We start from the raw sequence: 13,772 nt of genomic DNA on the forward strand, positions 1-13,772 counted from the left end.
GCGCACTGGCGCACGCTGCCCCGTTACTGCCCCGCCTTACTCGAACAGGCGCTTGTCCTTGGCGTACTCACGGGCCTGGTTTCGGGTGATCAGGCTGCGCTTGACCAGGTCCTGCAGGTGCTGGTCCAGGGTCATCATGCCGTACTGCTGGCCAGTCTGGATGGCCGAGTACATCTGCGCCACCTTGTCCTCGCGGATCAGGTTGCGGATGGCCGGGGTGCCGACCATGATTTCCCACGCTGCGGTACGACCGCCGCCAACCTTCTTCAGCAGCGCCTGCGAAATGACCGCGCGCAACGACTCGGACAGCATCGAGCGCACCATCGGCTTTTCGCCGGCCGGGAACACGTCGATGATGCGGTCGATGGTCTTGGCCGCCGAGCTGGTGTGCAGGGTGCCGAACACCAGGTGGCCGGTTTCCGCCGCGGTCAGTGCCAGGCGGATGGTTTCCAGGTCACGAAGTTCGCCCACCAGGATGATGTCCGGGTCCTCACGCAGCGCCGAGCGCAGTGCTTCATTGAAGCCATGCGTGTCGCGGTGCACTTCGCGCTGGTTGATCAGGCACTTCTGCGAGGTATGCACGAATTCGATCGGATCCTCGACGGTGAGGATGTGGCCGTATTCGTTCTTGTTGATGTAGTCGATCATCGCCGCCAGCGTGGTCGACTTGCCCGAACCGGTCGGGCCGGTCACCAGGATCAGGCCCTGCGGCTGCTGGATCACTTCGCGGAACAGCGGCGGGCAGGCCAGGTCCTCGAGGGTGAGCACCTCGGACGGAATGGTACGGAACACCGCACCGGCACCGCGGTTCTGGTTGAACGCGTTCACTCGGAAGCGCGCCAGCGATGGAATCTCGAAGGAGAAGTCCACTTCGAGGAATTCCTCGTAATCGCGGCGCTGCTTGTCGGACATGATGTCGTACACCAGCGCATGGACCTGCTTGTGGTCCAGGGCTGGGATGTTGATCCGGCGAACGTCGCCGTCGACGCGGATCATCGGCGGCAGGCCTGCGGACAGGTGCAGGTCGGACGCTTTGTTCTTTACGGAAAACGCCAGCAGTTCGGCGATATCCATGAGCGGCTACTCCCCAATAACGGCTTCGACTGGAAGGATCTTTCCCCGGGCGGCAGTATAGCCTCCTGATTCAACGGAACGCGTTACGTGGCCACTTCCCTGCCCCAGATCCTGAGCAACCTGCATGCCGCCGCCGAGGCCGCTGGCAGGCCCGACCCACGCCTGCTGGCGGTGTCCAAGACCCAGCCGGCCGAGGCCGTGGCCGCGCTGGCCGCGCAGGGCCAGCACGCCTTCGGCGAGAACTACGTGCAGGAAGCACTGGCCAAGATGCAGGCGCTGCAGCACCTGGCGCTGGAATGGCACCTGATCGGCCACCTGCAGTCGAACAAGGCCGAGGCCGTGGCCAGCCATTTCGACTGGGTGCAGAGCGTGGACCGCCCCAAGCTGGTGACCGCGCTGGCACGCCATCGCCCGGCCGCGCGAGGCCCGCTGAACGTGCTGATCCAGGTCAACATCGACGACGAATCCAGCAAGCATGGCTGTGCACCGGAAGAAGTGGATGCACTGGCCGCAGCGATTGCCGCCGAACCCACCCTGCGCCTGCGCGGACTGATGGCGATTCCCGCGCCATGGCCCGAAGCCGAGCGCCGTCGGGATGCATTCGTGCGCATGCGCACACTTTTCCAGTCGCTGGCTGCCCAGCACGCGCAGATCGACACGCTGTCGATGGGCATGAGCAGCGACTACGCCGAAGCCATCGCCGAGGGCGCCACCCTGGTGCGCATCGGCACCGCCCTGTTCGGCGCGCGCCCGCGCCCGGCCTGATTTTTCAAGGAGATTTCCATGGCAGCTGATTCCATCACCTTCATCGGCGGCGGCAACATGGCGCGCAGCCTGATCGCCGGCCTGATCCGCCAGGGCGTGCCGGCCGCGCACATCCACGTCGCCGAACCGGTGGCCGAACTGCGCCAGGCGCTGGCCGCCGACTTCGGCGTGCAGGTGCATGACAACGCGAGCGATGCCGCCGCGCAGGGTGGCACCTGGCTGCTGGCGGTGAAGCCGCAGGTGCTGCGCGAAGTCTGCCAGTCTCTGCAGGCGCTGGCACAGGCGAGCCGACCGCTGGTGGTGTCGATTGCCGCCGGCATCACCAGTGCGCAGCTGCAGCGTTGGCTGGGGGGCGACCTGGCAGTGGTGCGCGCGATGCCGAACACCCCTGCCCTGCTCGGCGCAGGTGTGACCGGCCTGTTCGCCACACCGTCGGTGGACATGCAGCAGCACGCGCGGGCCGAGCAGGTGCTGGCCAGTGCCGGGCGCACGGTGTGGATCGACAGCGAGGGGCTGATGGATTCAGTGACTGCCGTTTCCGGCAGCGGCCCGGCCTATGTGTTCCTGCTGGCCGAAGCGATGGAAGCGGCGGGTATTGCCCAGGGCCTGCCGGCCGACGCCGCGCGCACGCTGGTGGTGCAGACCCTGCTGGGTGCCTCGCGCATGCTGGATGAGGCTGGTGAAAGCCCGGCGGAACTGCGCCGCCGCGTGACCTCGCCCAACGGCACCACCCAGGCCGCGATCGAGAGCTTCCAGGCCGGTGGCTTCGAGGCTCTGGTGGATACGGCACTGCGCGCTGCGCAGGTGCGTGGGCAGGAACTGTCTGCGGTGAATGATTGACCCCGATGTGTGCCGACCAATGGTCGGCACCTACCATCATCCACGCATGGCGTGGATCTATTGATACCTGTCGCCGCTGGAATGCACGGTGCTCTGCTGTCTGCGGTGAATGATTGCCCCCGATGTGTGCCGACCAACGGTCGGCACCCACCATCATCCACGCATGGCGTGGATGCTCATTGCCCCAACGTCGTCATGACGAAATCGACGAAGCACTGCAACCGCGGGCGCGGTCTGCGGTCGGGCAGGTAGATCAGGTGCATCGGCCGCGGTTCGGGCAGGTAGTCGCGCAGCAGCGGCTTCAACCGCCCGGCTGCAATCTCCCCGGCCAGCAGTGCGGTCGGCTGCAGCACCAGCCCGGCTCCGGCCACGGCGGCTTCGCGCAGTGCAACACCATCATTGCAGGTCAGGCGCGCTTCCCAGTCCACCTGTTCACCGTTGGCCAGCTGCCAGCCGTGGCCACCGCGCCAGGCCAGATGGCTCAGGCAGTCATGCCCTTCCAGATCGGCGGGCGTACGCGGCGTGCCGCGCCGGCGCAGGTAGGACGGCGCCGCGCACAGGCTCATCGCATACGGTGGCAGCGGCCGCGCCACCACCTCCTGCGACGGCAGCGGCCCGACCCGGATCGCCACGTCGAAGCCGTCCTCGATCAGATCCACACGGCGGTTGCTCAGATCCAGTTCGACGTTCAGCTGCGGCTGCGCGCGCAGCAGGCCGGCGAGCTGTGGCGCCAGCACGCAGCTGCCCCAGGTGGTGGGTGCGCTGACCCGCAGCAGCCCGCGCGGTTGCACCTGCAGTCCAGCCACGTCGGCCTCGGCCTGCTGCACCTGCTCCAGCACCTGCCGGCACCCGGCCAGGTAGGCGCTGCCGGCTTCGGTCAGGCGCTGGCGGCGGGTGTTCCGTTGCAGCAACCCGGTGCCCAGGTGCGCCTCCAGCTGCTGGATGTACTTGCCGACCATCACCGCCGAGACCTGCAGCTGTTCAGCGGCCCCTGCAAAGCTGCCGCACTCGGCTACCGCGACGAAAGCCTGCATGCAGCGAAGGGTATCCATTGCTAATCCGGAGTTAGGAATCTGCAAAGCATACGCCGCTTACCTAACCCCGCTGTGACGGCGCAGACTGCGTTCACTCCCTCACGCAAGGAACGGCCATGAAGATCCTCCTCGTTGGTGCCAGCGGCACCCTCGGCCAGGCAGTCGCCCGCCAGCTCGGCCAACAGCATCAGATTCTCGCCGCCGGCCGCAACAGTGGCGAACTGCGCGTGGACCTGACCGACGACGCCAGCGTCGCCGAACTGTTCTCGCGTACCGGCCCGGTTGATGCGGTGATTTCCACCGCCGGCAAGCTGCACTTCGGTCCGCTGCAGGACATGACGCCGGCGCAGTTCAACCTCGGCCTGCAGGACAAGCTGCTGGGCCAGGTGCGGCTGGCACTGGCGGCGCAGCACCATCTCAACGCCGGCGGCTCGATCACCCTGACCAGCGGCATCGTCAGTGCACAGCCGATCCGCGATGGCGTCAACGCCACCTCGGTGAATGCCGCGCTGGAAGGCTTCGTGCGTGCCGCCGCGTTGGAACTGCTGCCGCGTGGCCTGCGCATCAACGTGGTCAGCCCGAACGTGCTGATCGAATCGATGGCGGCCTACGGACCCTACTTCCCGGGCTTTGAAGCGGTGAGCGCGCAGCGCGCGGCGCTGGCCTTCAAGCGTGCAGTGGAAGGCATCCAGAGCGGCGAGACGATCACGGTCTGGTAAGAAAAAAGGGACGGAGGGGATCAAGTCGTCAATGCACAAACGACATAATCCCCTCCGTCCCCTTTTCGCGGGTCATTCCCAGCGCATCGGGCCGTCGCCGCGTTCGCCAAGCACATCGCCGGGGTTGGCCAGGCGGCAATGCTGCAGCGACAGGCAGCCACAGCCGATGCAGCCGGTCAGTTCATCGCGCAGCAGCTGCAGCATGTGGATGCGCTCTTCCAGCTCGGTGCGCCAGCGCGCGGACAGCTTGGCCCAGTCGGCCTTGGTCGGCGCGCGGCCTTCAGGCAGGCTCTCGAAGGCGCGGCCGACCGCTTCCAGTGGCATGCCCACCCGCTGCGCCACGCGGATCACCGCCAGCCGGCGCAGCACGTCGCGGCTGTAACGGCGTTGGTTGCCCGAGGTGCGCAGACTGCTGATCAGCCCCTTGCGCTCGTAGAAATGCAGCGCGGAAACGGCCACGCCACTGCGCTGGGAGACCTCGCCAACGCTGAGTTCCTGGGATGCCATTGCTTGACCTCAACTACAGTTGAGGTGGCATGCTGCTATCTTCGCCGCCAGTTGACAAGCGCGGCCCGTATCTGACCTGTATGACCCCGACCCTCTCTCCCACTGACACCGGCCTGCCGGCTGAAACGTCGATCCTGTCCGCGCGTTACCGCGCCACGACCATCGGCATGGTCGCGCTGGTCGCGCTGCACGCCTTCGAATCACTGGCCGTCGCGGCCGCGATGCCCACCGTGGCCGAAGCACTCGATGGCCTGCGCCTGTACGCGCTGGCTTTTGGCGGCACCCTGGCCACCAGTGTGATCGGCATGACCCTGGCCGGTCGCTGGGCCGATCGCCACGGCCCTGCGCGGCCACTCTGGCACGGCCTCGGCTGCTTCGTGCTGGGCCTGCTGCTGGCCGGCTTTGCGACGCGCATGGGCATGCTGGTGGCCGGGCGCCTGATGCAGGGCCTGGGCGCGGGCGCGATTTCGGTCTCGCTGTACGTGATGGTTGGCCGCAGCTACCCCGAACACCTGCGACCGAAGGTGTTCGCCGCGTTCTCGGCCGGTTGGGTGGTGCCTTCGATGGTCGGCCCGGCGTTGAGCGGGCTGATCGTGCAGCATCTCGGCTGGCGCTGGGTGTTCCTGGCGGTACCACTGCTGGCGATACCGGCGGCACTGCTGCTGCGCCCCGCGCTGGCACGCATGCAGCCCAGTCCCGCCAGCACCGCCGACGATGGGCGTGGCAACGTGGTGCGCTGGGCCAGTGGTGCCTCGCTGGCCGCGTTGCTGCTGTACTTCGGCGGTCAGCAACAGGGCCTGCCTGCCCTGCTCTGCATCGGTGTGGCGATGCTGGCGCTGTTGCTCTGTGTGCATCGGCTGCTGCCGGCCGGAACCCTGATCCTGCGCCGTGGCCTGCCCAGCGTGATCGCACTGCGCGGCATCGCTGCGGCGGCGTTCTTCGCCTGCGAGGCCTATCTGCCCCTGCTGCTACAGCGCGAACGCGGGCTCTCGCCCAGCTGGGCCGGCGCAGTGCTCAGCCTCGGTGCGCTGGGCTGGTTCGCCGGCTCGTGGCTGCAGGGCCACCAGCAGCGTGGCTGGTCACGCCAGCAGCTGCTGCGCGCCGGCACGATGATGATGACGGTCGGCATCGCCGCCACGCTGGCCGTGCTGTTCAACGTAGTGCCACTGCCGGTGTCGCTGCTCGGCTGGGCCGTGACCGGCTTCGGTATGGGCATGATCTACGCCAGCCTGTCGGTGTTGACGCTGTCGTTGTCGGCGCCGCGGGAGCAAGGTGCCAACACCTCGGCACTGCAGCTGAGCGAGGCCCTGTCGGTGACCACCGCGCTGGCGGTCTCCGGCGCATTGTTCGCGTTGTTCGTGGAAAGCACCCCGCACACCGGCTACCTGCTGTGCCTGGCCATCACCTTCGGCCTTGCGCTGTTGGCCACGGTGATCGCGCGACGGGTGTAGCGCCGCCGCGCATCGCGGTAGTGCCGGCCGCTGGCCGGCAACCTCACGAACGCTGGAATGTCCAGATGATGACGGCCAGGGGCCGGCATTACCGCGTACCGGCCCCCACATCATCGATGTCCCGATGCAGGATGCGCCGCACTTCCAGCACCGCCTGCGGGGTCTCCTGCACGCTGTGGCCGGAGATGATCACCTTCTCGGACAATGCACCCGGCAGGTGCGCACTCCAGTACGGCACCAGCCCGTCATCGGATTTGTCCACCGGCAGTTCCGGTTTGCGCTGGGCGATGATCGAGTGGTACTTCAGGCCCGCTTCGATCGGCAGCTGTGCGGCGGCCTTCACGAACGGATCGCTGGCCTTGAGGTTGTCGATGCTGTTCGGAATCTTCGGCTTGGCCGTGCCATCGACCTGCTGTTCGGCCTGCGCCAGTGCCAGGAACACATCCTCGAATTTGCCGAGGATGGTCAGCGGCAGGCGTACCAGGCGACCGATCAGGCGCCCGACCTTGTTGCCGGCAATGTCGGTGCCCTGGTGCGGCGCGGCGATGAAGATCGCGCGTTCCACGTTCGGCTGCGCCTTGAAATGCAGCAACGGCCCCAGCTTGTTCTGCACCCGCTTCAGGCGCTCGCCCTTCAGGTCGTAGTTGGCCAGCAGGTCATTCCACAGTACGTCGCCCGAGTCACTGACCAGCAGGCGCGCCAACACGCCGCCCATGCTGTGGCCGATGTAGACCATGTCCTTCGATGCACGCGTGCTGCCGTTGGGATCGAAGTGCTTCAGCGTGTCGTTGAATGCATTGGCGATCTCGTAGCGGTTCAACGCGATCGGCGCATTGGTCGGGTAGTAGACCTGCCACACCTGGAACTGCTGGCGCAGCTCGGGGTCGCCCATGATCTCGTTGGCCAGGTTCACCCAGGCTTCCGGGCTGCTGGCCAGGCCGTGCAGCATGAAGATGATGCGACGATTCGGGTCCCACGGCTGCATCAGGTAGATGTGCGGTTCGCCGATGCCCTCGCTCATGCCGAACAGGGTGCGCAGCGATTGCCGGGCGAAACCGCTCTGCGCCAGCCACAGGCCATAGGCGGCGGTGAAGTTGCCGGCCAGCGGCACCTGCTCGCCATGCAGGGTGATGCGCTCGGTGGCTTCGGGCGAATAAGCGTCCAGCTCGACCCGGCGCGTGCGCATCACATCGTCCAGGTTGCTGCCCTCGAAGCGCAGCAGTGCGGTGACGTTGATCGAAGACATCTCGCTGAACTCGGGCACCGAATCGTCATGGCGATGACGGCGGCCACGGCGTGCGTCGTCCTCATCCTCCTGCGGTGTCTCGGCCTTGGGGCCCTCGGGTGCGATCACCGGTGCAACCAGCTTCGGCGGGTCCATCACCATCACCAGCTCGGCACCGAAGCCATCGCGGCGATAGGTACTGCGCAGGCCGACGAAGCTGACCGTGCCGGCCGGCACCAGCTGCGCGGGAATGCTCTTCAGGTTCAGCTGCTGGTAGTTGGAGGCCAGCGACCAGCTGCCGACCGTGAGCGGCTTCGTGTAGTCCTCGCCGGCCAGCGCAGCGGCGCGTGCGCGCACGAACAGCACCACTGCCGCCTTCTCGGCCGCGTAGTTGTAATAGTCGCGCACCTGCGTCTGGCGGTCCTCGAAGGCACGGTCGGACGGTGAGCGGCCGCTGTAGAACAGGTAGGCATAGGCATAGCGCGCCGCTTCCAGCCAGGCATCCAACGCCGCATCGCTCATCGGCGGATCGCCGGCAGCCGTCTTCTTCGGCGTCATCGCCAGCGCGGCCTTCACCCACAGTTCGGACAGCGCCGACAACCGCTGCTCGACATTGAGGTCGTCGGTCATCAGCAGCGTGCTGCGGCAGACCAGGAAGTCCTTTTCGCACTGCGACTCGTCCAGGCCTGCCGCGCTGAGCGTCTCGCGCGCGGCCGGGCTGAGCTTGCCCGTGTTGAGCACGTCGGCACGCTTGTTGACCAGCGAATCGCTGGACTTGACCTGCTTGACGGTAACCATCGCGCAACCGCTGCTACCCAGCAGCAGGAAGGCAGCGAACAACACCGGCAGCAGGCGCTGCCAGCGGCGTGGGAGGAATCGGGTCATTGCTGCGGGTCCTGCTCGGTGCCGGGCACGCCCTGGCGGATTACGGTGGAGAAGTGGTCGCCGCTGCCCAGGTCCAGCGCACGCTGGGTGATGCGGCCCTTGTCATGCAGCTCGGCGTACGGCACACCTGGAGCGAGCGCGCCGACCTCCTGCGCGTACTCGGCCAGGTAACCGGACAGCAGCAGGCGGTAATCCAGCGGCAGGCGCGGTGCGATGTGCCGGGCCAGGTCGAAGACGATGGTGGTGCAGTTGCTGGTCAGCGTGTTGTAGAAGCCGGGCTTGGCATCCAGTTCGCGTGCCTGCGCGATGTACGCTGCGAACAGCTCCTTCAGCTGCGCACGGTCCATGCCATGCAGGCGGTAGAGATAGACGTCCTCGCCGCGCGCGTTGGTGCGGGTGCGGATGATGTCGGTCTCCTCCGAAGCTACCAGGGTCATCTCGAACTTGCGGAAGAAGCCACCCAGCGCCGAGAACGATTCACCGCGCTCCTTGCGGATCTCCAGCGAGAACACCACGTGGCGACCGTCCTCGAAACCAAACGAGATCAGGGTGTGGGCGATGGCCGGGCCCATCCAGTACGACAGCACCAGATCGGCCGAGCGCAACTGGTCCAGGTCGTACTCGCGGCGCACCCAGCGGGCGTCGTAGTCGGTTTCGCTGCGCCAGGTGAAATCACGCACGTTGTCCAGCACGACGTGGCGGCCATCGAAAGACACCACGTGCAGGCGCTGGGCCACGTCATCGGCCCACACGCGGTCCTGGCGCGGGGTCAGCAGCAGCCACCACAGGCCGGCCAGCGCCAGCGATGCCCCGAACGCCAGGCCCAGGCGGCGCGAGGCACGGCCCCGCGCGACCCGCCACGACACCCACAGCGCTACCAGCAGCCACAGCCCGGCGACGCCGGTAGCCAGCCAGCCCGGCCCCGGCAACTGATAGGCCAGCAGCCCGGTCACCCACAGCGCCAGCAGCGCCATGGCACTTCCTGTCATCCATCGTCCTGCGGCTTTCACTGGCATCCTGTCGCGGTCCTGAAGCCGCATAGTTAGCCACAAGCGGGTTCACCGTGGCATCTACGGCCCGTTCAGGCACATCGGCGCACCGTCTGCGGCGGCCCCCGCGGCCAGACGGATCACACAGGAGCAATGATGGGCATCACTTCCGTGGCCGGCGTTCCGGTCCAACCCCAGCACCGCGCAACCTGCCACTGCGGCACCGTCGAGCTGCTGCTGGACCTGCCGGACGGCATCGTCGATCCCCGCCGCTGCGACTGCTCGATGTGCCGGCGCCGGGGCGCCATCGCCGCCAGCGTCCCCCGCCAGGGCCTGCAGGTGCTGCGCGGGCAGAACCACCTGCAGATGTACCAGTTCAACACCCATGTGGCCGAGCACTACTTCTGTGGCGTGTGCGGCATCTACACCCATCACCGGCGCCGCTCCAACCCCGACCAGTACGGCTACAACGTGGCCTGCCTGGAGGGCATCGACCCGTTCGCGTTGGGGGTGATCCCGGTCAGCGATGGGGTCAACCACCCATCAGACCGCACCGGCTAGTGGCGCGTGCGCCGCGGCGGCGTGGCCACCTTCTGCCAGGGCGCCATGCCGCTGCGCCCGGCCCGCGCCGGGCGTTTCAGCCAGGGCCGGCGCGGCGGTGCCGGTGGCGCATCCGCGGCCGGGGGAGGAAGCGGTCGACGGCCAGGCCAGAGATGATCGAGCAGCCACATGGCAGGTCTCCGTGGGGGACGGGGACGACCAAGCCTAGGCCCGGGTGGGCATAGGCAGCGTGAGCGGGACACGACAACGGGATGACGGCGAAGGCGGGCGATGAGCCTGCTACGCAGTACGCCCGACCAACGCGTCTTTACGTTTCCGCAGCAACAGGTGCAACAACGCAGCACATGCGGCGGTCAGCAGCGCCAGTACACGCAGCAGTGTTGCCAGCGCCTCGCTACTGGCGTGCTGCAGCTGCATGCGGCTCATCGCCGGTAGCAGTGCCTGCGCCTGTTCCCGCGCCCCGGTGGCCAGATAGGCACCGGCACGCGCCAGCGATGCCGGCGACGCGCCCTGCAGCTGATGGCCGATCAGCAGCGCGAGCAAGGCAGTGACTGCGGCCAATGCGATGCCTTCACCGGCTACACGCACGGTCCCGAAGATGCCGGCGGCCATGCCCGCACGCTGTACCGGCACCACGCTCACTGACAGCCCATCCATCAGCCCCCATGGCAAGGCCGTCCCTGCACCGACCAGCATCAGCCACGGCACCCACTGCGAAGGCGACGGCTGCGATGCATGGCGCGACAACAGGTACAGGCCAGAGGCACAGACCAGCAGTCCCAGCGTGCACAGCCGCGCACTTCCAACGCGCTCCGCCCAGCGCGCAGCCAGCATCGGCAGCACCAGCATCGGCGCGGACAGGGCCAGCATCTGCAGCCCCACCAGGGTCGCGCTCTGGCCGTGCACGCCCATCAACTGAAGCGGCAATACCACCAGCAGCACCACGTAGCCGAAGCAGGTTGCGACCGGCAGCAGCTGGACACCGAGGAACGCCGGTTGCGAGAACAACGAGAGGTCCAGCAGGGGTGAGCGGTGCAGTCGTTCGATGCAGATGAACGCTGCGCCCAACAGCAGCGTCGCCAACAGCGCCAGTTGCACGCGCACGGCATGCAGGCCGAACTCGCCCAGCCACAGCAGGGCCAGGGTCAACGCTGCCAGCATCAGGCTGAAGCCCAGCATGCCGCCGACATCCAGCCGCCCGCGTTCACCGTGGCTTTCGAGCAACACACGCGCGCCCAGTACGAAGGCGGCCAATGTCAGCACGCCGCCGACGGCGAACACACTGCGCCATCCCAATGCCTGCAGCAGCAGACCCGCAAGCAGCGGCCCCAGCGCCAACCCCGCACCGAATGTGGCGCCCAGCAGGGCGAACACACGGCCACGCATCGGCCCCTGCCAGGCATGCGCGAGCGCAGCCGTGCCGGACGCCAACGCCGCTGCGGCGGCAACGCCCTGCAACCCACGCGCCAGATCCAGCCACAGCAGCGTGGGCGCGAGGCAGACGACGATCGTGGCGACGGTGAAGCCTGCTGTGCCCAGCAGGAACAACCGCCGCCGGCCATAGCGGTCGGCCAGGCCACCGGCAGCGAGCAGCAGGCTGCCGAAGGTGAGCATGAAGGCGTTGGTCACCCAGGCCAGCACGCTCGGCGACGACGCCACGGAACGGGCCAGCGCGGGCACCGCGACGGCACCGGCAGAGAAGGACAACGGCAACGCCAGTGCGGCCAGGCAGACGGCAAGCAGGGTCCAGCGCTGCTGCGTCTGGACAGGTACAGGGAGCATCGAAACCGGGGCCATGCGGGCCTCCATCCATCAGGGGCATTGATGATGGACAGGCCGCTATTCCTGAAAAACAGGCTCGATGGACATTGATTGCGTCTCAATGTTCCGTAATCATGCCCCGCATGGACTCCATTTCTGCCCTGCTCGCCTTCGTCCGCACCGCGGAGGCCGGCAGCATCGTGGGTGCTGCGCGTGCACTTGGCCTGTCCGCGTCGGCGGTCGGCAAGCGCATCGCCCGCCTTGAACAGGAGCTCGGCACCCGGCTGTTCCAACGCACCACCCGCCGCGTGCATCTCACCGACGAAGGCGAACTGCTGCTGCAGCGCTGTCGGCGTGCACTGGACGAGCTTTCCGAAGCACAGGCGGACCTGGCGCAGCGACAGCATGCCCCCAGCGGGCTGCTGCGCATCGGCCTGCCCACCATCGGGTACCGCTTCCTGCTGCCGGTGCTGCCCGGCTTCCAGCAACGCTATCCGCAGGTGCAGCTGGAACTGGACTTCAACGACCGTATCGTCGATGTGGTCAGCGAAGGCCTGGACGCGGTGATACGCAGTGGTGAACTGGCCGATTCCAGCCTGACCGCACGGCGACTGGGCGGCTTTCGTTTCATCCTCTGTGCGGCGCCGGGCTACCTGCAGGCGCATGGCACGCCCGGTGATGTGAGCGAGCTGCGCATGCATACCGCGCTGCGTTTCCGTTACCCCACCACCGGAAAGCTGCATCCGTGGCAGCTGCCGGGCATCGAAGGCGATGCGGGGGCACGCCTTCCCACGGCGATGACCTGCAACAACATGGAGGCCGTGCTTGCCGCTGCGATCGGTTGCATGGGCCTGGCCTGGATGCCTGACTTCCTCGCAGCCGACGCGCTGGCCGATGGCCGCCTGCAACGGGTACTGCCTGCGCTGCCCACGCACCAGGGGCAGTTCTCGCTGCTATGGCCCGGTGGGCGCCATCCCAGTGCACGCCTGCGGGTGTTCATCGACTACGCCGTTGCGCATCTGTTCCAGGGCGACAAGGCGTAGCGGGTCCACAGAATCAGTTGGTGCCCGCCGTCTGCAGGAAATTGCGCAGCACCGGCGACGGCTGTTCCGGCTGCATGCAGAACGGCAGGTCGAAACGCGCTGCTTCGTCCTCCAGCACGCGATAGACGATCTCCTGCGGGCGGAAGCTGGCCATGCTGGCCGGGACGATCGCCACGCCGGCGTCCACCGCCACCAGCGACAACACCGCGTGCATGCCCTGCGCTTCCTGCACCACGCGCGGGGTGAACCCCGCCGCGGTGCACAGGCCCAGCACCTGTGCATGGAAGCCGATGCCCTCGCCCGCCGGCCATGAAACGAACGATTCGTCGGCCAGCATCGCCACACTGACCTCCGGCGCGTCGGCCAGCGCATGAGCGCGCGGCAGCGCAATCGCCAGGCGGTCGTGGTCGAAGTCGTGCAGCACCAGCTCGGCGGCGGGGATCGGTGGAATCAGCACGCCGACGTCGATGCGCTGCTCACGCAGCCACAACTGCTGCTGGCGTGATGTGGCTTCCTGCAGATGCAGCTGAACGTGCGGGTAAATCTGGCGAAAGCGGCGGATCAAACCTGGCAGTCGGCCATACAGCGCACTGCCGACATAGCCTACGCGCAGGCTGCCGGACTGTCCGGCAGCAGCTTCGCGCGTGCGCTGCAATGCCTGCTCGGCCTGCTGCAGCGTTGCCCGCGCCTCCACCAGCAAGGTCTGCCCGGCCACGGTCAGGCCCAGCGTGCGATTTCCGCGCACGATCAGTTCACTTCCGAGCTCGTCTTCCAGCCGTCGTATCGCCGCCGTCAGCGGCGGCTGTGACATGTGCAGGCGGGCGGCGGCGCGGTGGAAATGCAGTTCTTCGGCCACGGCGACATACTGGCGAAGCAGGCGCAGGTCGATCATCTCGAAGCAGGCAGTGGGAATCCGCC

Annotated in this window: 12 protein-coding genes and 1 pseudogene; 6 read left to right on the plus strand and 7 right to left on the minus strand. The window is 67.4% G+C overall.

Translation table 11 applies throughout. The features are described 5' to 3' along the window. Positions 1 to 36: 36 nt before the first annotated feature. Entirely contained in the window at positions 37 to 1,074 is a 1,038-nt protein-coding gene (locus AC5P5R_RS02240) for a type IV pilus twitching motility protein PilT (RefSeq protein WP_004147099.1), read from the minus strand. Positions 1,075 to 1,161: 87 nt separating this feature from the next. Between AC5P5R_RS02240 and AC5P5R_RS02245 the strand changes: the two genes are divergently transcribed. Next, on the plus strand, positions 1,162 to 1,839 hold the full coding sequence (locus AC5P5R_RS02245) for a YggS family pyridoxal phosphate-dependent enzyme (protein ID WP_049397192.1): 678 nt from the start codon (positions 1,162 to 1,164) through the stop codon (positions 1,837 to 1,839). An 18-nt stretch (positions 1,840 to 1,857) separates the two neighbouring features. Then, the gene (gene proC, locus AC5P5R_RS02250) at positions 1,858 to 2,679 is read left to right on the plus strand and encodes a pyrroline-5-carboxylate reductase (RefSeq protein WP_060381039.1); all 822 of its coding nucleotides are present in this window, start codon (positions 1,858 to 1,860) and stop codon (positions 2,677 to 2,679) included. 176 nt (positions 2,680 to 2,855) lie between these two features. Here the strand turns inward: proC and AC5P5R_RS02255 are convergent, their stop codons facing one another. Further along, positions 2,856 to 3,731 (minus strand): LysR family transcriptional regulator, encoded by an 876-nt coding sequence (locus tag AC5P5R_RS02255; protein ID WP_060381038.1) that lies wholly within the window; start codon positions 3,729 to 3,731, stop codon positions 2,856 to 2,858. 71 nt (positions 3,732 to 3,802) lie between these two features. On the opposite strand from AC5P5R_RS02255, the pseudogene AC5P5R_RS02260 reads away from it, so the two are divergent. After that, a pseudogene (locus tag AC5P5R_RS02260) lies at positions 3,803 to 4,432 on the plus strand (short chain dehydrogenase); the annotation flags it as partial. A gap of 72 nt (positions 4,433 to 4,504) precedes the next feature. Here the strand turns inward: AC5P5R_RS02260 and soxR are convergent. After that, positions 4,505 to 4,939, minus strand: a complete 435-nt coding sequence (soxR, locus tag AC5P5R_RS02265) for a redox-sensitive transcriptional activator SoxR (RefSeq protein ID WP_005415534.1) — start codon at positions 4,937 to 4,939, stop codon at positions 4,505 to 4,507. 29 nt (positions 4,940 to 4,968) lie between these two features. Between soxR and AC5P5R_RS02270 the strand changes: the two genes are divergently transcribed. Next, complete coding sequence (locus AC5P5R_RS02270; protein WP_164281640.1) at positions 4,969 to 6,390, plus strand: MFS transporter; 1,422 nt, start codon at positions 4,969 to 4,971, stop codon at positions 6,388 to 6,390. 88 nt (positions 6,391 to 6,478) lie between these two features. Here AC5P5R_RS02270 and AC5P5R_RS02275 read toward each other — a convergent pair whose 3' ends face one another. Together AC5P5R_RS02275 and AC5P5R_RS02280 are read right to left on the minus strand one after the other, a co-directional pair. Then, complete coding sequence (locus tag AC5P5R_RS02275; protein ID WP_012479329.1) at positions 6,479 to 8,500, minus strand: esterase/lipase family protein; 2,022 nt, start codon at positions 8,498 to 8,500, stop codon at positions 6,479 to 6,481. Next, positions 8,497 to 9,474, minus strand: a complete 978-nt coding sequence (locus AC5P5R_RS02280) for an Lnb N-terminal periplasmic domain-containing protein (RefSeq protein WP_100437964.1) — start codon at positions 9,472 to 9,474, stop codon at positions 8,497 to 8,499. Before AC5P5R_RS02280 ends, AC5P5R_RS02275 begins: the two co-directional genes overlap by 4 nt. Before the next feature lie 171 nt (positions 9,475 to 9,645). Between AC5P5R_RS02280 and AC5P5R_RS02285 the strand changes: the two genes are divergently transcribed. Further along, entirely contained in the window at positions 9,646 to 10,050 is a 405-nt protein-coding gene (locus AC5P5R_RS02285) for a GFA family protein (protein ID WP_033834825.1), read from the plus strand. Between the two features lie 279 nt (positions 10,051 to 10,329). On the opposite strand, the gene AC5P5R_RS02290 is transcribed toward AC5P5R_RS02285, so the two are convergent. Next, positions 10,330 to 11,847: an MFS transporter gene (locus tag AC5P5R_RS02290; protein WP_043033790.1), complete on the minus strand. Its 1,518-nt coding sequence runs from the start codon at positions 11,845 to 11,847 to the stop codon at positions 10,330 to 10,332. Between the two features lie 107 nt (positions 11,848 to 11,954). On the opposite strand from AC5P5R_RS02290, the gene AC5P5R_RS02295 reads away from it, so the two are divergent. Continuing rightward, the gene (locus tag AC5P5R_RS02295) at positions 11,955 to 12,854 is read left to right on the plus strand and encodes a LysR family transcriptional regulator (protein WP_024956087.1); all 900 of its coding nucleotides are present in this window, start codon (positions 11,955 to 11,957) and stop codon (positions 12,852 to 12,854) included. A 13-nt stretch (positions 12,855 to 12,867) separates the two neighbouring features. On the opposite strand, the gene AC5P5R_RS02300 is transcribed toward AC5P5R_RS02295, so the two are convergent. Beyond that, entirely contained in the window at positions 12,868 to 13,746 is an 879-nt protein-coding gene (locus AC5P5R_RS02300) for a LysR family transcriptional regulator (RefSeq protein ID WP_024956088.1), read from the minus strand. Between the last annotated feature and the right edge of the window lie 26 nt (positions 13,747 to 13,772).

Source organism: Stenotrophomonas sp. YJH_SMC_19, from assembly GCF_059367915.1.